This window comes from Bacillus sp. NPDC060175 (assembly GCF_042728695.1).
Lineage (GTDB): Bacteria > Bacillota > Bacilli > Bacillales > Bacillaceae_G > Bacillus_A.
On the sequence record NZ_JBHWYR010000080.1, the window covers coordinates 1 to 18,639 of the forward strand.

Sequence of the window (18,639 nt, forward strand, 5' to 3'; positions counted from 1 at the left end):
ATAATATTATTATATTTCAGGAGGAACATAAATGAACAAAAAACTAATTATTGGAATTATCGCTGTAATAGTTGTTATCATTGCTTCCATATCTATTTTTAAGAATTCCACATCAGAAGATATGAAACCTAAGTATTCACAAAAAGATATGGATAAAGTTACTGATCAACACTTTAATGAGCAGCAAGAATTAAAAACACAAATCAAAGAGTTGAAATCTAAAGTAGACTCCTATGAAAAAGAGCAAACTAGGTCACTTCAAAAAACTACACAGCCGAGTCAAGAAACACCTAAACCGCAAGAACAACCAGAACAAGAACAGCCTAAAAAAGAAGACGTAAAGCCGGAGTCTCAACAACCTGCTGCTCAACCGGAAAAGAAAGAAGAACCTAAACAGGAACAACCTACTGGAACATTCGCGAACCCAGTAAAGAGCATCGACAAAACAGAAACTATGAATAAGGTTAAAGAAAAAGCTAAAAAAGACTTCCAAGATGATTATTCTACTCAAAATTATGTTGCAAATAAACAATCCAAAGCATTTGACTATTTAAATAATATTGAAATTAAGTCGCAAGAAGAATTAAATATTATAAATAAGGCACTGCGTGATTTTCCTACTGATTTTTCAACAGCAAAATATGTATACGAAAGACAAATGAAAGCTAAAGGTGAGCAAGAGGCCCAGTAATAATTTAATAAAATAGATAATAAATATGGTAAAATTATATTTGGATGAGAGTCCAATACATATTATTAAAACTAAAGTGGTTCAAGTCGGAGGAAGGCACCTTAGGGTGTCTTTTCTTTATTTTCAAAAGGACCTGCTCAATTAATCCGTAAAAACATAAGGTAAAGTGAACCCGTTAAAATACATGAATGACCTTAATTTTCCCCTCCTACTCAAAGGAGAGATTAAAATGGGATTTGGTGGTAGTTGCGGTAGTTGTGGCGGCGGCGGTTTCGCTGGAGGCTTTGCTTTATTAGTTGTATTATTTATTTTATTAATCATCGTTGGAGCTTCTTGCTTCTGCTAAAAAACTATCGGAAAAGACACTCTTATATGAGTGTCTTTTCTTTATGTATATTATTTATTATCCCATTCATCAGTTTTATTATAAACACATTTGGCTTCTCCAAAAAGACCACCAGTAGCCCATTCGCCACCATAATGGGCACATTCAAAGGTGAACCATCGTCTCTTGAAGGTGGTTTATTGTCAATATCATTAATCATATTAACAAAAAATATAATTGCGATTCCAAATACCACAGCAGCAATTAATAGTATCTTCCCATTAGGACCAGTAACAATGTCGTTTACAACTTCTTTTGCTTCTTGCTGAGTTTCACCTTTTGAAAATAATGAAAAAATAATAGATATGATAAATATGAAAAATAGCACAATTATAAATACCATTACTTATGTACCCCCTACTATATGTGTACTATTAATTTCCTTATACGTTTTAAGCTAAGATATCTGAAATCATACTGATAATAAATATATCCCCCCGATTAAAAGTGCCGCAGCAACGATTAATATTATTATTCCATCAGGACTATTAACAATTTTTTTTATATGATCTTTTGCTATTTGCTTAGTTTCTCCACTTGAAAAGAGATAAACAATGGAATGGAAAATTAGTAAGAAAAATGCCGTAATTACCTCTAACATGGCTTATGTACCTCCCTGATATATGTGCACTATTAATTAACCAATAATTTCCTTATACATTATATCAGCTAGGGTACATGCAAGTATAACGATTTATTTTTATAATTTAATTTATTAATTGGCAACACATTACTATACGATGGTTCAAGTCGGAGAAAGGCGCCTTTGGGTGTCTTTTTTTTTATGAATAAGAGATACATGGGAAAAATAAATTATAGGACAGGGATATAGTCTAAAACTTCTAAACTATCTTTTTATTTCCTTTCGACATAATATGACAATATAAAGATATTTAATTTGTTATTATTAACGTGGCAATCTTACATTTTACATAATTGGAGGAACAAACGTGGGAAAAATATTTAAGTTTGGATGCCTAGGCATTATAGCTTTATTTGTAATCGGAATAATTGCTATGATTGCTGGTGGCGGAGATTTAACAGAAAAGACTTCAACAGACACTAAAGCGGTATCAAAAGAAGGTGTATCTTCTGATGTAAAAATCGCTGTAGGATCTATGGAAACAGTAGATTCTGTGGGTAATGAATACTCAAAAGAACAAGCACAAGGTGTCTTTAAGATTTTAGAAGTTACACTTACTAATAATCAAAAAGACGCTATCACTGTTGATACTAACAGCTTTAAATTGGTAGATAGCAAGGGTCGTGAATTCACATCTTCAGTACAAGGTCAAACATCTTTTGACTTAGCTAACGGTGGAAAAACTGACTTCTTCTTAAAACAATTGAATCCTGGTCTAACACAGACAGGTAAAATTGTATTTGATATACCAAAAGATGCTGCAGGACTTTTCTTAAAAGCTAGTGGCGGTATGACAGGTGAAGAAATTAAGTTAAAAGTAGAATAGTAAAAAGGTACTCGAAAGAGTGCCTTTATTTTTTCTCAATGACCAAAATTGCTTAACGTGGTAAAATAATATTTGGATTGGCGTCCCATACATATTATTAAAATCAAAGTGGTTCAAGTCGGAGGAAGGCACCTTAGGGTGTCTTTTCTTTATTTTCAAAAGGACCTGCTCAATTAATCCGTAAAAACATAAGGTAAAGTGAATCCATTAAAATACATGAGTGACCTTGAATTTCCCCTCCTACTCAAAGGAGAGATTAAAATGGGATTTGGTGGTAGTTGCGGCGGAGGAGGTTTCGCTGGAGGATTTGCTTTATTAGTTGTATTATTTATTTTATTAATAATAGTTGGAGCTAGCTGCTTCTGCTAAACAAACTATCGGAAAAGACACTCCTATACGGGTGTCTTTTCTTTATGAACTATATTCAATATGATCTTTTTACCTACTCATTCTCTCTTCTATCTCGTCGCGCGAGTTGTATAGATCGTCAACTTGTTTCATCTTCTTATCATCCATATAAGGATTCTCTTTTATATCCACCTGTTTGTAGTCATTAGTACTAGTTCCACCTCCAAATGCCTGTGTCACTACCTTGAATAGCAACCATAATATAAGAGCGCCACCTAAAATTTTAATCACCATTAACCCTAGTTTCTGTTCCTCTTTCTTTCTATCCCATTCTGCTTGTGCTTGCTGTTTTTCTTCTTCTGTCATCATTGTTAATTAATCCCTTTCATACTGTCTAATTAATCTCTATTTTCCGTGTAACACCAACCATATAAACCAAATAAGTGCTTTTACATTTTTAAGTATACAGTAAAAGTATAATATTCGAAGATTATACTTTTACTGTATACTTTAAAAATTTCACGTACTATATCCGATGTATAAAACCTAATTCTGTAATAAGGCATATTCTAACCTTTCGTCCCCCTATCCTCTAACCAAGTAAACTGTAATTCTTTTATTTATTCCTCTAACTTAGTTAGTAGTTCCCCCAGTTCTTAAACAATCTCATATTTTTCATCGTTTCTTCGAATTTAATGTTGACTGAAGGTCTTCAGGGTTTTTATCATGTGGGAACGATTATGGAACACGGCTGGAAGGCAGATTTATCCCCTACTTTGACGGATCACAAAAAAAGTAATCGATCAAAATAGATGGATAAGCGTCTTTGTTTTCGCCATGCGGTCACTTATAAGGTATCCGTATGTATAGACCCTGTTCACTCAGCGATCTTCACCGCATACATCCTTTTTCTATGGCTTGTCCTTGTAATATCGTCCCTACACGACAAACTGAATGTACTCCCTAGCACCTTAATGCTAACGATAACCACCCGAACCTTTTAGAGAATCGTCCCTGGGCAAGTTCTCGCCCACCCTCATCAGAAGAACAGGATTCCAATGAGGGATGCTGTTTTTGTAGGCGTATACTCTGTACCCCCTGCACGACTAACAGCTAGCCACGCCCTAACACGTTCCCTCTATGTAGAAGCACGGAATCACGGCTTATCAGTTTTTATTAACGTGGTATCAGGCAATTCCACGCGAACAAAAAACAAAAAGGCATCTCTAATTCCTAAATGACCTGTACATTCACAAGACTTCTAGGTTTAGAGATGCCCGTCATATATCTTTTGGACTACAAAATAATCAAAACTAGTATTTACTAGTTGATATTTATCCAAACAATAGATAAAATGGGTATATCAAAGAAGCCTCGTGAAAAGGCATAGTTGTTTAAGGTTAGTGTTGGTGCACTACTTAAACGTAAACACTGTGGGTTAATACAGTTCGTTCTAGCCAAGTGGTGATACACTAGCTAGAAAAGTCATTCCCGCTATAGGTTGGTAGCCGATAGCATATGGGATTGGCTTTTTTGTTTTGTGTTCATATTCAATTGTTATATCAATCTTCGTTTATGTAAAATATCAAATTATGTTTTGTTTTGTAGAATGATGCTTGTTGTGTACTAAGTTACAGCAAGTTTTTTTGTTTGTAAATGCCTATATAATTAGGTTTATGGCATCCAAATAATTTAATCGAAGGATAAAAAGATACAAAGATAAAAAGATACATTTATCTTTAGATACAAAGATACATAGTTTACCTTTGTGTATCTTTAGATACAAAGATAAAAAGATACAAAGATAAAAAGATACATTAATTAACGTTGAATTCATGGGATTCTTATCATAAGTTCTGTACACAAAAAATGAGGTGAATCTATTAAACGCAAAAAAAGATACATTTATCCTTTTACTTTTTGTACAAGCCCATGTTATTATCAATTCGAGAATAAAAAGATAAAAAGATACATTTATCCTTTGTTACATTTATATTACAATTTTAAAAGGAGCGATTCCTGTGAAAAAAGGATACGTAATAATCAACGCCCAACAAAAAGGTGGAGTTGGAAAAACAACTGATTCGTGTATGGAATCTCTTGTGGCTTCTTTAATCTTTAATAAGAAAGTTTTATTTATTGATACTGATCTTCAAGGGAACGGTACAACGTTCTTAGCAAAATCATTTAATATTACGGAAATGCAAAAGACATTAATGAAGTGTCTTGAAGAAGGAGACTTATCATCAGGTGTTGTGCAGCTGCATGAAAATCTAGATATGATCCCATGCGGATATGATATGAGGAAGTACACTGACTTCTTAATCGAAAATTTCAATACGATTGAGGACAGAACCTTCTATCTTTCTAGATTGCTAGAAAAAATTAAATACAACTATGATTACATATTCATCGACATTCCACCTTCAACAGATTTAAAAGTGGATAATGCTATGGTAGCAAGCGACTACATTATTGTTGTTCAAGAAACTCAACAATTTTCATATGAAGGAAGTCAACGCTTAATCTTTGAATACATCCAAACATTAGTTGATGATTTTGGATCGCTTGTAAAGATGCAAGTTGCTGGAGTACTGCCAGTATTACTTCAACAAAAGCGTGCTTTACACAAAGAAATTGTTAAAAGTACAATTTCTACTTTTGGGGAAGAAAACGTATTTACTACGATTATAAATAACCATGCCCGATTAGAATGGTATCCACGAATTGGACTGCAATTTGAAGATCATCATGATAAGAGAATGCTAGCTTTATTCTGTGACATTTTCTGTGAGTTGGAAGAAAGAATTCGCCTTTTCGAAACTGAGGGAGATATAGAAGCTGGATATAGATATACTCAAAAGTATTTAGTGGACAACAAACTGACGAAATTGGGAAAGGGGATTGACATAAGTGGCTTTAATCAAAAGGGAAACACCGCAAGAACCGAAGATAACGCAATCAGCTAATACAGAAAGAAATTTTCAAACTGATAGCAGCCCCAAAAAGGAATCAATGAAAGCTCACGAGCGTAAAAACATAAAAGTTTCACCTGAATCATTTAGTAAAATCAAAACAATTTGTACAATGAAAAGTATGAAAAATTACGAATTTATTGATGAAATTTTAGATTTTTATATCGCTAATAATTTAACAGAGCGCGAGCAACGTATTCTAAAAAATATAACATCTAACAGTAAATAGCTTTAAATGATTACTAAATAGGAGTGGTACCTGTGGAGAATCAGAATAATTCATTTGTAGTAACAGTTACGCCTATTGCTGACAACTTGGGTTAGAATACAGAAAAGACATTACAAACACCACAGAAAACGAATTTCAAAAACCAACAGGGTAGTATTAAAATTTCTAGTCAATCCAAAGAAGAACTTGCAGCTTTAAATAAACTTACAAATACCAAATATATTCACGAAATAATTGATTTACTTATAGAAAGTTATGTAGAAAACGAATTAACTTTGGAGCAGAAAAGAAAATTCAAATTGCCAACGGAACTATAAAATAATAGAAGTATCCCTTCATTAGGGGTGCTTTTTATTATGTATCTTTGTATCTTTTTATCCTTTTATCTTTGTATCTTAAGATAAATGTATCTTTTTATTATAAGCAGGAAAAATACTCCTACCTCTCTTCTATACGGTACAAAACCCTTACCCGAACCACCACCAGCTCATTTACATAATTATCGTTAGCTGAAGTTAATTATATTTTTCTACGTACTAAATAAAAAGCTAAGGAACCCATAATAATAGGTGTAACCAAACTAGAAGAATATGCACTAGTAATAGTAAAAAGAGAGAGTATAAGTATATAGACAACAGCTAGTCCTATAAATACAGGAATTCCAAATTGAAACTTTTTACATTGTTTTATGTTCCTGTATAATACTTCTCCAATTAGGCAAACTACAAGATCTAGTATACTACCAAATATGATGAGAATTATAATGAATCCAACTATGTTAGGCAAATCATTCTGAGAAGAATAACTAGGATCAGAAATATATGGTATTAAGAACCATATGATAATAAAAGTAAGCAGACTTGCAGCATAACTAATTAAAAATTTTTTCATTTGTATCTCCTGTATAATTCATAATGTTATTTCTATAATATGACAATTTCTTTACGCAAGATAGATAAAATATAATATGTATACCGTATTCATGATTGGTTGACATAACATCTCGTTAGCGGAAGGCATTTTAAAATTCTACATGTTTACTTTTTTCTTGTTCTTGCGAATAAACCACAACACCACAGTTAAAAGTAATAAAAGAATCAGTAAAAAGAGCGGTATTGTTTGAATAAAGAAAAATCCTTTCCAAAAATCGAGCATAGTACTACCTGGGGAATCCGTTGCCATCCCACCTATAAAATAAGATAACGGAATGGCAAGTATATTTATCCCTAAACCGATCATTACGAATGATAGATTTTTATTCCAGATTTTTGGTAATGCAGCCATAATAAATAAAAATAATGCAGTACCAATTATAAGAAACAGTACTCCAAAATAAAATGCAAAATATAAAATAAACCCCATAATATCCCTCCATGACTTTAATTGTACCATCAGCAAGGACAAATTTGAACAAATAGGATATTTATGTAAGTCAGATATAGTGTCTCATTATCAGTAGCAAGAAAAAAGCGGATCCTTACTCTCAAAAGGAATCCACTCTCACTTTTTCTATAACTATATTTTTATATGTTCCTACCATGCTGGCGGCACCTCTTCTTACTCTCACTAGAACCTCTACCACTGTAACTTCATCCCGGTATGTACATAAAAAAATAGAAAGATACGCATGTGATGTTTTCCCTAACTGCTAAGTAACTACTAATAAATTAAATCACAAAAAAATTTTGTTCATTTTTCCGCTATGGTGGTTTATAATAAAATGTATTTTAATATATGGATGTAGTGATTTTTAGTGAGAAATTGTTTTGACTGTGGAAAGCCCCTAGCATCAAGCGCCGAGTTTTGTGTACACTGCGGATCAACAGAACCTCATGATAACATCGGGGTAATATTTGATTTAATACCTGCCGTGATATCTTTAGTAGGAAGAGCGCTACAATTTATTCCATTAATACTTATTGGTGGTTTATTAGAATACTCAATTCATGGAGCGATGATATATAGCTGGATATTTTGGACGAGTAATGCCATTATCTTCTACATTTATTTTAAATTCAGGAAAATATCCGTGTTTTTATTCCCTATTATTTTTGGGGTTATTATATGCTTTATGAATATACTTTATGGATTTTTGGTGGGTCTTATCCTACTGTTGATTAACAACTATTACTATAAAAAAACACAATAAGGAAGGCAGAAAAGTATACTTTTCTGCTTTTTCATAGTATCATCACTAACCCCTTACCAGAACTTCCACCACTGCTTCTTCTCTTTTGCAGCTGCAACTTCATCCCGAAATTCCTGCATCAACCTCTTCGCTTCCTGCATCTCACGTAGTGTCTTCATCAACGTCTCATCTCGTGCTTCCAATCGTTTTTCTACTCGTTCATTATGTTGATCTATACTCACTTTGATTTCCTCGTTACTTTGCTTAGCCTGCTCACTTAATCGCTTCTCCATCGCTAACATACCTTGATTCATTTCTTGTGCCATAACGCTGTACTGTTGCTGGAGCTGTTGTTGAATGTGGAATGGGATTAGATCCGTTTCTTGGGATTCCTCTGTCTCACCATTTGGATTGGCGATTTCTAATCGTTGCGCAATCATCTTCGCTGCCTTTTCTAGCGTCATACCGTCATGCTTACTGAGTTCAATTAACTTATCAATTACCATAACGTCATGCTCTGTGTATTGGCGTCTACCACGATTATCTTTCTTTACTGCGAATCCCTCACGTGACAATACTTCCATGTACTTTCTAAGGGTGCTATCACTTATTCCTAGTCGTTTGTATACTTCACTAGCGGAATAAACAATCTCGTCCGTCATAGCGTCACAACACCTCCATAGTGAGAGTATTCAATGGTAGGTGTAAAATTCCTGCAAAGAAAAAATCCCTACAAGTGTAGGACTAAATAGCTTTAGCAATTTCAACTAACAATCTCATAAACAACGGAATCATTTGAACTACTATATAACCAATCCCAGCTCTTGAAATTAACGGAAATCCGCGCTCCTGTCTGCCAACCATAATGAACAAGCCACCGCATAACGCTACAACGGATGCAATTGCACTGATGCTTAAGTCATTCCCTAAAATAAAAAGTCTCTTATTCTGCTTTTACAGCAAGACTCTCCACGAAATTGCTAATTGAAGAAAATTGAAAAAAGACGCATTTAGATTGATGCGTCTTTTGGCGATGTCTCTTTTGTGAAATCATATAAAGCTATTGCACCTAAAATAACAAGTATGCTTTCAGGAGCATCTATCAAAATAGTTTTCCAAATCTCTGGTATTACCCATTTAATATCTGCTGCAGTTTCAAGATATGTTTGAAAATAACCGATTGTAAAATCAATTATAGATAAACATACAAATAATGTTAGACAAAATTGAATTAATTTCTTATTTTTAAACATGTAACACCTCTCAAAATTCATTGGATATTCCTACTTTTGGTCAATTATATATATATCCTTATATTCGATTTTAACATACAAAAAAACCAAATAAATACAATATGCATATTTGCATGTTGTATTGACAGTATTCCATAATGGTCAAGAAATTCCTGCAAAGAAAAAAGCCCCTATTAGAGCTTGTTATTCTATGTTACTATTCTTAGGCATAACATATATAATGCCTGTTACCCTTGTAACTCTTCCCAGCTTCGACCGTACAATTGGGTGTACTGTTTAGTTAGGGAAGAGTTACTATATTTTTGTCGTCAGACTATCCATGAAATTGCTAATTGAAGAAGCTTGGAAGATACGTAAATTAGAAGAATTAATATCATACTGCTTATCAGTAATAATGAGGATTGATGGGAAGTATTTGGATCCTTTAGGCTGCCACGATTCGTTATGCCACTCCTGACTGTGGAAGTATAATTCATACCTGTTGATTTTATCTTGCATAATCTTTTTACTGTAAACAGACTTCTGAACCTCAATGAAAAATGGAGATCTACGCCATATTGTAAATGCATCAGGCTCCATATAATCTTTTCCATATTTCGGTTCAACTTTGAATAGTTTTGGTTTTTCATAATGGATAAGCTGTTTATATACATCAACAATTCCGAGGAAGTGGGGAATCTTTTGGCTAGTTTTTCGAAGTGTGCTAGGTTGAGGGAAATATATAAATGGTTGCTGCGAAACATTGGCATCCACATGGCCATCTCTTCTTAACCGTTTCATAACTGTATTACAGCAAGTAACTGCGTTTTTTAATCCTTGAAAATACAAATCAATAACATCATCCCGGGACATACATCTAAAACGTTTCAAATCCTTCAAAATGGCTTTGTCTCTACTCATCATAATCTAACACCCCGAATAATCGATTTTCTTCTTGTGATGGATTCTCTGGCTTCATATCCTCTTTCGGTATGCGATACGGTTCAACAATTTGTTTCGCTTTGCTTAATTCTAAAAATGGCGCTTGCACTTTCTTTAATCCGTTTAATTTTAAAATCATTTGGCCCGATTGCTCTAGATGTTCTGATCCAGGTGTACCCATGATATTACTGTTAATCGTACTATCACATTTAAAGCCCATTCTCACCGTCATATTAAGCTTTAACTTACCATCTAATACTTTTGCATCAGGACGTTGCATACTGAGCATCAGAAAAACTCCGAGAGCCCGACCGACTGCTGATATTTTTTCGATTGTAGACATACATTCTTTTTCGCCTTGAAGCATTGCTACTTCATCTATAGCAAGTAAGATGTACGGTTTCTGTTTATCAGGATTCATTTTGTTGTATTCGTCAATATGGTCCACTTCAAACTCTTCCATCAATTTTCTTCGTTCACGTATTTCCTTCCACACTTTCTGCAACATTATCTTCATTTCGATTTCTTCCATGCAAACTTCTTTTACGTGTTTTACTCTTCTCAGAAAATGAAACTCGGAATTTTTTAAGTCGCCCAGATACAAATGTAATTTATCAGGAGACATGTATTGAATGAGTGTGGACAGAACAACGCGTACCATACTACTTTTACCGCTTCCTGTTTCTCCTGCGATTAATAAATGTGGAGTGTTTGAATCAATCATATCGTACACAATCATATTACCGAACTGGTCACGTCCTACCACAACAGGAAGACGATGTTTTTCTAGTAGTGGCTGCCATTTTTTATAACTGTAATTGTACTTTTGTAATCCTGCATCCGAATGAAATACATTCAGTACAAACTTTTTAATATCACCTTCAATTGCTACATTCCGTCCTAATATTTGTTGAAAGCAAAACCATTTCTTCTCAATAGTCTTAGGATCCAAACCATTTGGAATGGTAAATATATATCTAACACTTTCTTGTGTGGAGGAAATAGCATGTATCTTTGGATAAATCGGCACTTTACCACCTCTTGTTTGATGGTCCACATATAACCCCGTTTTTCCAAATACCTCTATAAGTTGATTCTTTAAATTTTGCCTATGAAGCCAATCTTTTACAAACCCCATATGAGCCCTCCTTAAAACATGATTAAGATTTTGATAAACACATACCCAATGAAACAAACTCCGCCTATTCTCATTCCGTGATACATTCCATCACTTAAAAGTTTAGCCACTGCAACGTGATCATTTTTTACAAGATGCTTTTCTAATATCGCCCCGCCAATTGTAATCGTTCCTAATGCTCCTAATGAAATAAATGTAGTTAACATATAAAACTCCCCCTTTATAAACAGAATTTGAAATGCTGATGATATATGGGTTTACATCCTCAAAACCTTGGTAGTGTTACTTTGATAGCTAACTTGATCGCTAACTTGATCGCTACTTTGATAGTACAAATACTAGTTACCTTGATAGCCATTAAGCTATTTACTTTGGTATCTACTTTGATAACAAGTTTGATAGTTACTTTGATAGCGACCTTGATAAAGCATATGGTGTACAGCTTGGACAATTTCTTATTTTTTTGCATTAGTTTAAAAAAGTAAGAAATAGGTCAAGATGTGGATGAGGTGATAAACGTGTTTGGATTGGGGAAAAAACGTACTAAATTTGGTCACTATCTTGATCGGAATGGGATAGCACAAATCGAATTAGAAAGAACATCGAAACTAAGTACAGCTACAATTTCTAAAGTGTGTAATGATAAAAAATATAGACCGAAGTTTTCAACGATAATACAAATTGTTAGGGGATTAAAGAAGTTAGGGAAGAATATAGATGACCGTGATTTTTGGAGATGAAAAACTTTGAATCTCTTGAGTAGAGCAAATAGTTGAAATTCGTCAGACGCAGAAACAGACATAAAAAACGCCATCCTTTCCTATGATTCTACAGAAAGAATAGCGTATTTTTTCATTTTAGGGGGTATTTCTTTTTATTAGCTTGATAGCGATGTTTCCGTACCCCTAAATGGTTCCCCCATTTAGTAACAACTGTTTATGATTTTTGAAACTTTGCAACAGAACCTATAAGTTAATGTTCTTGTCAAAAAATATTTAAGAAATGAATGACCTCATTAACTTTAAGATAAATTTAAAATATCAATATTTCGATCTTTAAATACTTTTTTGGCCACATTAATTGCATTTAATACCCTTGGAAATCCAACATACGGAGAACAATGTAAAATGGCCTCTATAATCTCATTAGGTGTTAAATCAACATTAATTGCAGCGTTAATATGTATGTCTAATTGGGGCTCACATCCCCCTTGTGTAGTAAGTGAGGAGATAGTAACCAATTGTCGTTGTTTTAAATCTAATTCTGGTCTACAATAAATGTCTCCAAAAGCAAATTCTATAATATATCTTCCTAAATCGGGAGAAATATCCTCAAGAGATTTTACAACGTGCTCTCCTCCTTCCCCATCAACTTCCATTAACTTGTCCCAACCTCTTTCATAACGATTATTTTCCATGAGTATTGTCCTCCTGAAATTTGATGTTTTATAGTTTGGTACCTATCTTTTAGATAATGAAACTTATTAATATTACAAATTTTGCCTACGACTTAGAGTGGAGTAATTTGGATTTGTTGCTGTAACTCCTGCTTGCCCCCAATTTGAGGAAGGAATTTCCTTTATTAAAACTACAATTTTATCCAATGGGATAGAAAAAAGTTTATGAGTTTCATGAGTAAGTTGTCTAATTAATGTATCTTTTTGTTCTTGAGTACAGTTATCTCTTATCTCTACATTAAGAATTGGCATGTTGATCATCCTTTCTCATACTATATCTGGATTTGATTCCCCAATCTGGATCTGATCCAATTATTCCTGCTTGTCCCCAACTATCCTTAGGATTATCCCGAATAAAAATTACAATTTCATCTAAGGGAATATCTAATACCTCATTAACTATATTAGTACATGATTCAATCCAAATTTTTTTGTTATCATTAGTCATTCCTTGCCAACCATCAATTGAAATTATAGCCATAATTAATACCTCCATTTTCAATTTGAACGATATATTCATTATGTGTAAATAAATATCAATAATAATTAAATATGTTCATTTTTTGTAGAAAATCTTCAATTATTTAAATTGTATTACAATTGATAAAAATTGTAAATACATATTGTTCGAATAAAAGAATCTGAACTTTTTATAATCAGATTACTAAGGAGATGGAATTATAACTAAAAAAAGTAATTCTCTAAAGCAGAGAATTACTTTTTACTAAAAGTTCAAAAAATGAATTGATAATAATACATGTAATCATTTGATGTTTAAATCTTGTATATTTAACTCAATTCTTATCCCTCTCTCACAGACAGCTGATTTGCTGCACTTTTTTTACGGATGTTCGTTACAGAGTAAAGGGCACAAATTAGAGCTAAAACAACCATAAGACCACCAACCCACGTATTTGTAGTAACAGGGTAATTATTTACTAATACACCACCCATTCCAGATCCTAAAGCAACCCCTAAATGTAAGAATGAGGTATTTAATCCCAGTTGAATATCAGAAGAATCAGGAGAAGCTTGTACGAGAAAACTTTGTACGGCTGGACTAAGAGTCCATACTAAAGCTCCCCAGAACAATACATCAATAAATAAGGTAACTAATGATCCTGTAGCAATTGGAAGTAAGAATAAAGAAATTGCAAATAGAATAAGAGCCGATGGAATCGTTTTAGCTCCGCCGAATTTATCAGAAGACCAACCGCCAATCCACCCCCCAGTTATACCAGCCACGCCAAATACTAGTAAAACTAGACTAATCATATTAGCAGACAAACCCATTGTATCTTGTAAAAGTGGTGTGAAATAAGTATAAACAGTAAAGTGACCTGTTAACTCTAAAACTGATATAAGTTGTATAGTTATAATTTTGGGATTTTTTAAGGTCGATAACTGTTTTAGCAAGGGAACAGTCGGTTGAGCAGGAACTTTAGGTAAAAATTTGATAATTCCTAAAGTAGCTAGGATACTAAGGGCTGCAACTAATACAAATGTCATTCTCCAACCAAAATTATCACCTACTAAAGTCCCTAAAGGTACACCGAAAACTAAAGAAGCACTTAATCCCATGAAAATAAGACCTATAGCACGACCTCTCAAATTTGGTGCAACTGTACTTGCTGCTAAGGTAATAGAAACAACGACAACAATCGAACAGCTTGCCGCAAGGATAATTCTCGCAATTAATAACATTGCGAAATTTATGCTAAATATGGATAAAATATTTCCTAAAAAGAAAATCATCATGGAAATAATCAACAATTTCCGTCGTTCTATTTTAGAAGTTAAAGCAATTAAAATAGGTGATCCAAACGCAAAAACTAAAGAAAAAATGGAAATTAATTGACCAACTGCTCCAACTGATACATTTAGGTCCTGAGCAATCATTCCTAAGATACCTGCAATGACTAGCTCAACTGTACCAGCAACAAATGTAGCAAGTGCTAAAATAAAAACGCCTTTATTCACTATAAATACCTCCTAAGATTTTAATGAAAGATAAATTCAAATCGAATAATAACACTTATAGTTCACTCTAAAGCAATATGTTTTTTATAATATTTAGTAACATTGCTAAGAAATATTGAGAATAAAGTAGTGTCCTAATAAGGATAATTATTTTGCAATTGTAATTTAAATAAAAATAGACTAGTTATTTTGATTAGCTATTTTTATAGATTTTATTATTTTTCCACATGTATAATTATGGTATGATATCCATATGGAAAAATTATTGGCAATTCAAAGTATTTCTTCTATTACTGGACTTAGTTCGTATACTCTTCGCTATTATGAACGTATTGGTTTACTAAGTGCAGTTAATAGGGATGAAAATGGGTATCGTAGATACACAGAGGCTGATGTTTTATGTATTGATTTTCTTATTAAGTTACGTAAAACTAAAATGCCTATTAATGAAATGAAAAAATTTGCAGAATTAAGGCGTAAAGGTAATTCTACAATAAGTGAGCGTCGGGAGTTATTAGAAGCTCACCAAAATAAAGTGCTTGCGCAAATTAAAGAACTACAGGATGATTTAACAAAAATCAGCGAAAAAGTTGATTACTATAAAGAAATGGAGGGACAAAATTAAGCCGTAGAATATGTTATTTTCAATAAAGATCCTTTTACAAGTGAAATATACTCCTGTCAAGTAGATAGTAGAGAAAAGACCTATATAGTTATGTGCTTTTTATCACCTGAGCTCGATATTTTATCGGACTCAGGTGATTTAGCTTTTCTTGAAATCGTTCTGTGTTATAAAAATAAATGTACTCTTATACGGCTTTCATTACTCCTTCTTTTGTTTGGAAGTTGTGTAAGTACAAACATTCTGATTTGAGGTGTCCAAAGAAATTTTCTATGCGAGCATTTTCTAAACAAATTCCTTTTCTGGACATACTACGAGTAAGATGGTATTGGGTGGTAACCCGATTATATCAATGAGATGTGTATTGGAATACTTGGTCACTATGCAAGATGGTTCCTTTTACATCTCGTTTTTTTTATGGCTTCTTGTACAGTACCAATAACTAACCCTATATTGTTCCGTTCACTTATTTTATTTTCCTGTTGTCTTGGTGTAAGGTTTCTTGTCGGTTTAGCTATTTATAATAATTGCTCCGAGAAACATTTGCCAACCGAAAGAGTAGGTTGAAGGGGTATGCAGTTGTTAAACCTTGAATGACTCGATGTCGCAATTGATTTGCTTGTTTCACCTCTTTTGAAGATCCCATAACTTTTTTAATTTTAGTATGTGGTTAGTAATAGATCTTGTATATTTATTAATTTTCTCTTGCTTTATAGTGTGCTCTAATCGATATACTTTTAATGTATATTATGAATTAAAGGAGGAAAAAAAATGAAATATAGAAACATTGGATCTTTGCGTGTATCTGCTTTAGGTCTAGGGTGTATGGGGATGTCGGAATACTATGGTAATCAAAATGAGGAGAAATCAATTGATACCCTTCATCATGCTCTAAAACTGGGTGTGAATTTATTTGATACTGCAGACCAATACGGCCTAGGGAAAAATGAAGAATTAATTGGGCGAGCATTAAAAAGTTCGAGAAAAAATATTAACATTGCTACTAAATTTGGTTTTGTTAGAAATGATTCTGGAGCGGTTATAGAAATTAACGGAAGACCTGAATATGTAAAAAAGGCATGTGAAGAAAGCTTAAAGCGTTTAGATACAGACTATATCGATCTTTATTATTTGCATCGGGTAGATCCTAGAGTTCCTATTGAAGAAACCGTAGGAGCTATGAAACAATTGGTGGAAGAAGGAAAAGTCCGGAATATTGGACTTTCAGAAGCATCAGTTCAAACTATTAGACGTGCACAAAAAGTGCACCCCATAGCAGCATTACAAACAGAATACTCATTATGGAGTAGAGATATAGAAGAAGAAATTTTACCTCTTTGTCGTGAGCTGAATATTGCAATTGTACCTTATAGTCCATTAGGACGTGGTTTTTTATCTGGGAAGATTAAATCAATTGACAAACTAGTAGAAAGTGACTATAGAAGGAATACACCACGTTTTCAAGAAGAAAATTTTGATTATAACCTTTCATTGCTTGATAAATTAGAAAAACTAGCAAAGGAAATGAATATAAAACCCTCACAACTTGCTTTATCTTGGTTGTTATCTAATGGGGAAGATTTAATTCCGATACCTGGAACGAAAAAAATATCATATTTAGAGGAAAATATTGCTGCAATTGATATTAAGCTGACTAAAGATATCAAAGAGTCCATAGATAAAGTTGCTCCACTAGGAGCGGCTATAGGTGATCGATATCCTATAAATTCTATGAAATTATTAGATTAGTGAAAGAAGTGAGTAAGGTTGGAAATTTGGAAAAAGAATATGTATGTTTTAAGCATTACACAATTTTTAGTCATGTCTGCATTTAGCTTAATTATACCTTTTATTCCAATTTATCTTAAACATGATTTAGGAGTTCATAATCAAGCTGATATTCAGCTTTGGACTGGGATGATTTTTGGTGCTACTTTTTTATCTGCTTTTATTTTTCAACCTATCTGGGGAAAGATTGCAGATAGAAGCAGTAGAAAAACTATTCTTGTTCGTTCTGCAATTGGAATGGCAATTGTGACAGGATTGATGACTTTTAGTACTTCTGCTTTACACTTATTAATTCTTCGATTTATTCTGGGGATATTTGGGGGGTTTATACCCGCTTCTTCCCCATTTATTACGATGAATACACCAAAAGAAAGAGTTGGATATGCACTAGGTGGTGCTCAATCTGGTGCATATGCTGGTAATATTTTTGGCCCTTTAATAGGTGGGATTTTAGGAGAATGGATAGGCCTTTATAAAGTTCTTTATGTTTCAAGTGCAATGTTATTACTTGCTGGTATTCTTATAGTATTATTTTTAGATGAATTAAACAAACCAGAACCTCTTAAATCAAAAAATATTAAAAAGGGAACAAAGCGCTTAAATATTTTTAATGAATTTCAGGAGATTATAAAGCAATCTCCAATTGGGACTTTGTTTATAACAGGATTTCTAATTCAATTTTCAACTATGAGTACTTCTCCATTTTTAGCATCTTATGTTGAAAGTATGTGGCATACAGATTCCTTTTTATCAACTATGGTAGGTTTAGCTGTTTCTATCTCAGGATTTTCAATTATGATTTTTTCGCCCATTATAGGAAAAAAAGCTGATCAAGTTGGTCCAGAAATTATATTATTAATTTGTTTACTAGGAAATTTTATCTGTTATGTTTCTCAAGCACTATTTTCTTCTATCTGGCTTTTTCTTTTCGCTAGATTTTTGATGGGAATATGTGTAGGCGGTCTTCTTCCTTCCGTAATTAGTTTGATACGAAAACACGCCCCTGAAAAAATGGAAAGTTTGACATTTGGTTATTATCATAGCGCCCTTTTCTTAGGAAACCTAATAGGCCCTTTATTAGGGGGGTATTTAATGGGAATTATTCAAATTAGAGGCGTTATTTTATTAGCTGGTATTCTTTTTCTAATAAATTGTTTAACATTGAAATTTTATATGTTTAGACAAGAAACATATACATCCTTATTTATTAAATTTACCAAAAGTGACAATGAAAAAAAAAAAATTAAAAGAGGATT

Annotated in this window: 23 protein-coding genes and 3 pseudogenes; 11 read left to right on the forward strand and 15 right to left on the reverse strand. The window is 33.1% G+C overall.

Annotated features, from left to right (window positions below; genetic code table 11):
• Positions 1 to 31: 31 nt before the first annotated feature.
• Together ACFWDE_RS25690 and ACFWDE_RS25695 are read left to right on the forward strand one after the other, a co-directional pair.
• Positions 32 to 691, forward strand: a complete 660-nt coding sequence (locus ACFWDE_RS25690; protein WP_377895633.1) for a hypothetical protein — start codon at positions 32 to 34, stop codon at positions 689 to 691.
• A gap of 229 nt (positions 692 to 920) precedes the next feature.
• Positions 921 to 1,037: a YjcZ family sporulation protein gene (locus ACFWDE_RS25695; protein ID WP_002069235.1), complete on the forward strand. Its 117-nt coding sequence runs from the start codon at positions 921 to 923 to the stop codon at positions 1,035 to 1,037.
• A gap of 50 nt (positions 1,038 to 1,087) precedes the next feature.
• Here ACFWDE_RS25695 and ACFWDE_RS25700 read toward each other — a convergent pair.
• Both ACFWDE_RS25700 and ACFWDE_RS25705 read right to left on the reverse strand, forming a co-directional pair.
• Positions 1,088 to 1,419, reverse strand: a pseudogene (locus ACFWDE_RS25700) (hypothetical protein).
• 69 nt (positions 1,420 to 1,488) lie between these two features.
• On the reverse strand, positions 1,489 to 1,677 hold the full coding sequence (locus ACFWDE_RS25705) for a hypothetical protein (protein ID WP_377895634.1): 189 nt from the start codon (positions 1,675 to 1,677) through the stop codon (positions 1,489 to 1,491).
• A 349-nt stretch (positions 1,678 to 2,026) separates the two neighbouring features.
• On the opposite strand from ACFWDE_RS25705, the gene ACFWDE_RS25710 reads away from it, so the two are divergent.
• Together ACFWDE_RS25710 and ACFWDE_RS25715 are read left to right on the forward strand one after the other, a co-directional pair.
• Entirely contained in the window at positions 2,027 to 2,545 is a 519-nt protein-coding gene (locus ACFWDE_RS25710; protein WP_377895636.1) for a DUF4352 domain-containing protein, read from the forward strand.
• A 261-nt stretch (positions 2,546 to 2,806) separates the two neighbouring features.
• Positions 2,807 to 2,914, forward strand: coding sequence for a YjcZ family sporulation protein (locus tag ACFWDE_RS25715; protein ID WP_078178596.1), 108 nt, complete (start codon positions 2,807 to 2,809; stop codon positions 2,912 to 2,914).
• 69 nt (positions 2,915 to 2,983) lie between these two features.
• Here ACFWDE_RS25715 and ACFWDE_RS25720 read toward each other — a convergent pair whose 3' ends face one another.
• Positions 2,984 to 3,262, reverse strand: coding sequence for a hypothetical protein (locus ACFWDE_RS25720; RefSeq protein WP_377895638.1), 279 nt, complete (start codon positions 3,260 to 3,262; stop codon positions 2,984 to 2,986).
• Positions 3,263 to 4,914: 1,652 nt separating this feature from the next.
• On the opposite strand from ACFWDE_RS25720, the gene prgP reads away from it, so the two are divergent.
• The 3 genes and pseudogenes from prgP to ACFWDE_RS25735 all read left to right on the forward strand — a co-directional run bounded on the left by prgP (position 4,915) and on the right by ACFWDE_RS25735 (position 6,414).
• A complete protein-coding gene (gene prgP / locus ACFWDE_RS25725) occupies positions 4,915 to 5,862 on the forward strand; it encodes a ParA superfamily DNA segregation protein PrgP (RefSeq protein ID WP_377895639.1) in 948 nt (315 codons plus the stop codon).
• Positions 5,846 to 6,097: a hypothetical protein gene (locus tag ACFWDE_RS25730; RefSeq protein WP_377895661.1), complete on the forward strand. Its 252-nt coding sequence runs from the start codon at positions 5,846 to 5,848 to the stop codon at positions 6,095 to 6,097. Before prgP ends, ACFWDE_RS25730 begins: the two co-directional genes overlap by 17 nt.
• A gap of 74 nt (positions 6,098 to 6,171) precedes the next feature.
• Positions 6,172 to 6,414: pseudogene (locus ACFWDE_RS25735) on the forward strand (hypothetical protein).
• 202 nt (positions 6,415 to 6,616) lie between these two features.
• Here the strand turns inward: ACFWDE_RS25735 and ACFWDE_RS25740 are convergent.
• The 7 genes from ACFWDE_RS25740 to ACFWDE_RS25770 all read right to left on the reverse strand — a co-directional run bounded on the left by ACFWDE_RS25740 (position 6,617) and on the right by ACFWDE_RS25770 (position 11,743).
• Complete coding sequence (locus tag ACFWDE_RS25740; RefSeq protein WP_377895640.1) at positions 6,617 to 6,988, reverse strand: hypothetical protein; 372 nt, start codon at positions 6,986 to 6,988, stop codon at positions 6,617 to 6,619.
• Positions 6,989 to 7,126: 138 nt separating this feature from the next.
• Positions 7,127 to 7,459, reverse strand: a complete 333-nt coding sequence (locus ACFWDE_RS25745; protein WP_377895642.1) for a hypothetical protein — start codon at positions 7,457 to 7,459, stop codon at positions 7,127 to 7,129.
• An 840-nt stretch (positions 7,460 to 8,299) separates the two neighbouring features.
• Positions 8,300 to 8,887, reverse strand: a complete 588-nt coding sequence (locus ACFWDE_RS25750; protein ID WP_377895643.1) for a DUF3967 domain-containing protein — start codon at positions 8,885 to 8,887, stop codon at positions 8,300 to 8,302.
• A 348-nt stretch (positions 8,888 to 9,235) separates the two neighbouring features.
• Positions 9,236 to 9,499 carry a DUF3937 family protein gene (locus ACFWDE_RS25755; RefSeq protein ID WP_377895644.1) on the reverse strand — a complete coding sequence of 88 codons (264 nt, stop codon included), beginning with the start codon at positions 9,497 to 9,499 and terminating at the stop codon, positions 9,236 to 9,238.
• Between the two features lie 273 nt (positions 9,500 to 9,772).
• Positions 9,773 to 10,381 (reverse strand): replication-relaxation family protein, encoded by a 609-nt coding sequence (locus tag ACFWDE_RS25760; protein WP_377895645.1) that lies wholly within the window; start codon positions 10,379 to 10,381, stop codon positions 9,773 to 9,775.
• Positions 10,371 to 11,537: an FtsK/SpoIIIE domain-containing protein gene (locus ACFWDE_RS25765; RefSeq protein WP_377895647.1), complete on the reverse strand. Its 1,167-nt coding sequence runs from the start codon at positions 11,535 to 11,537 to the stop codon at positions 10,371 to 10,373. Before ACFWDE_RS25765 ends, ACFWDE_RS25760 begins: the two co-directional genes overlap by 11 nt.
• A gap of 11 nt (positions 11,538 to 11,548) precedes the next feature.
• On the reverse strand, positions 11,549 to 11,743 hold the full coding sequence (locus ACFWDE_RS25770; protein ID WP_377895649.1) for a hypothetical protein: 195 nt from the start codon (positions 11,741 to 11,743) through the stop codon (positions 11,549 to 11,551).
• Between the two features lie 312 nt (positions 11,744 to 12,055).
• Here ACFWDE_RS25770 and ACFWDE_RS25775 point away from each other — a divergent pair, with 312 nt between their 5' ends.
• Positions 12,056 to 12,277 (forward strand): transcriptional regulator, encoded by a 222-nt coding sequence (locus ACFWDE_RS25775; protein WP_377895662.1) that lies wholly within the window; start codon positions 12,056 to 12,058, stop codon positions 12,275 to 12,277.
• Between the two features lie 281 nt (positions 12,278 to 12,558).
• Here ACFWDE_RS25775 and ACFWDE_RS25780 read toward each other — a convergent pair whose 3' ends face one another.
• The 4 genes from ACFWDE_RS25780 to ACFWDE_RS25795 all read right to left on the reverse strand — a co-directional run bounded on the left by ACFWDE_RS25780 (position 12,559) and on the right by ACFWDE_RS25795 (position 14,973).
• Positions 12,559 to 12,954, reverse strand: coding sequence for a carboxymuconolactone decarboxylase family protein (locus ACFWDE_RS25780; RefSeq protein WP_377895650.1), 396 nt, complete (start codon positions 12,952 to 12,954; stop codon positions 12,559 to 12,561).
• A gap of 72 nt (positions 12,955 to 13,026) precedes the next feature.
• Positions 13,027 to 13,245 (reverse strand): tautomerase family protein, encoded by a 219-nt coding sequence (locus ACFWDE_RS25785; RefSeq protein ID WP_377895652.1) that lies wholly within the window; start codon positions 13,243 to 13,245, stop codon positions 13,027 to 13,029.
• Positions 13,232 to 13,474, reverse strand: coding sequence for a tautomerase family protein (locus ACFWDE_RS25790; RefSeq protein WP_377895654.1), 243 nt, complete (start codon positions 13,472 to 13,474; stop codon positions 13,232 to 13,234). Before ACFWDE_RS25790 ends, ACFWDE_RS25785 begins: the two co-directional genes overlap by 14 nt.
• A gap of 320 nt (positions 13,475 to 13,794) precedes the next feature.
• Positions 13,795 to 14,973, reverse strand: a complete 1,179-nt coding sequence (locus tag ACFWDE_RS25795) for an MFS transporter (RefSeq protein ID WP_377895656.1) — start codon at positions 14,971 to 14,973, stop codon at positions 13,795 to 13,797.
• Positions 14,974 to 15,226: 253 nt separating this feature from the next.
• Between ACFWDE_RS25795 and ACFWDE_RS25800 the strand changes: the two genes are divergently transcribed.
• Positions 15,227 to 15,598: a MerR family transcriptional regulator gene (locus ACFWDE_RS25800; RefSeq protein ID WP_377895658.1), complete on the forward strand. Its 372-nt coding sequence runs from the start codon at positions 15,227 to 15,229 to the stop codon at positions 15,596 to 15,598.
• Positions 15,599 to 15,686: 88 nt separating this feature from the next.
• On the opposite strand, the pseudogene ACFWDE_RS25805 reads toward ACFWDE_RS25800, so the two are convergent.
• A pseudogene (locus ACFWDE_RS25805) lies at positions 15,687 to 15,905 on the reverse strand (IS3 family transposase).
• 461 nt (positions 15,906 to 16,366) lie between these two features.
• On the opposite strand from ACFWDE_RS25805, the gene ACFWDE_RS25810 reads away from it, so the two are divergent.
• Positions 16,367 to 17,344, forward strand: coding sequence for an aldo/keto reductase (locus ACFWDE_RS25810; protein ID WP_377895659.1), 978 nt, complete (start codon positions 16,367 to 16,369; stop codon positions 17,342 to 17,344).
• Positions 17,345 to 17,362: 18 nt separating this feature from the next.
• The coding region (locus ACFWDE_RS25815) for an MFS transporter (RefSeq protein WP_377895660.1) at positions 17,363 to 18,639 on the forward strand (1,277 nt) is incomplete at its 3' end.

Bases quoted from the DNA above. Each gene is read 5' to 3' on its own strand.
- ACFWDE_RS25690 (WP_377895633.1), top strand. From the start codon at position 32: ATGAACAAAAAACTAATTATTGGAATTATCGCTGTAATAGTTGTTATC.
- ACFWDE_RS25695 (WP_002069235.1), top strand. From the start codon at position 921: ATGGGATTTGGTGGTAGTTGCGGTAGTTGTGGCGGCGGCGGTTTCGCT.
- ACFWDE_RS25705 (WP_377895634.1), bottom strand. From the start codon at position 1,677: ATGTTAGAGGTAATTACGGCATTTTTCTTACTAATTTTCCATTCCATT.
- ACFWDE_RS25715 (WP_078178596.1), top strand. From the start codon at position 2,807: ATGGGATTTGGTGGTAGTTGCGGCGGAGGAGGTTTCGCTGGAGGATTT.
- ACFWDE_RS25720 (WP_377895638.1), bottom strand. From the start codon at position 3,262: ATGATGACAGAAGAAGAAAAACAGCAAGCACAAGCAGAATGGGATAGA.
- ACFWDE_RS25740 (WP_377895640.1), bottom strand. From the start codon at position 6,988: ATGAAAAAATTTTTAATTAGTTATGCTGCAAGTCTGCTTACTTTTATT.
- ACFWDE_RS25745 (WP_377895642.1), bottom strand. From the start codon at position 7,459: ATGGGGTTTATTTTATATTTTGCATTTTATTTTGGAGTACTGTTTCTT.
- ACFWDE_RS25750 (WP_377895643.1), bottom strand. From the start codon at position 8,887: ATGACGGACGAGATTGTTTATTCCGCTAGTGAAGTATACAAACGACTA.
- ACFWDE_RS25755 (WP_377895644.1), bottom strand. From the start codon at position 9,499: ATGAATTTTGAGAGGTGTTACATGTTTAAAAATAAGAAATTAATTCAA.
- ACFWDE_RS25760 (WP_377895645.1), bottom strand. From the start codon at position 10,381: ATGATGAGTAGAGACAAAGCCATTTTGAAGGATTTGAAACGTTTTAGA.
- ACFWDE_RS25765 (WP_377895647.1), bottom strand. From the start codon at position 11,537: ATGGGGTTTGTAAAAGATTGGCTTCATAGGCAAAATTTAAAGAATCAA.
- ACFWDE_RS25770 (WP_377895649.1), bottom strand. From the start codon at position 11,743: ATGTTAACTACATTTATTTCATTAGGAGCATTAGGAACGATTACAATT.
- ACFWDE_RS25780 (WP_377895650.1), bottom strand. From the start codon at position 12,954: ATGGAAAATAATCGTTATGAAAGAGGTTGGGACAAGTTAATGGAAGTT.
- ACFWDE_RS25785 (WP_377895652.1), bottom strand. From the start codon at position 13,245: ATGCCAATTCTTAATGTAGAGATAAGAGATAACTGTACTCAAGAACAA.
- ACFWDE_RS25790 (WP_377895654.1), bottom strand. From the start codon at position 13,474: ATGGCTATAATTTCAATTGATGGTTGGCAAGGAATGACTAATGATAAC.
- ACFWDE_RS25800 (WP_377895658.1), top strand. From the start codon at position 15,227: ATGGAAAAATTATTGGCAATTCAAAGTATTTCTTCTATTACTGGACTT.
- ACFWDE_RS25810 (WP_377895659.1), top strand. From the start codon at position 16,367: ATGAAATATAGAAACATTGGATCTTTGCGTGTATCTGCTTTAGGTCTA.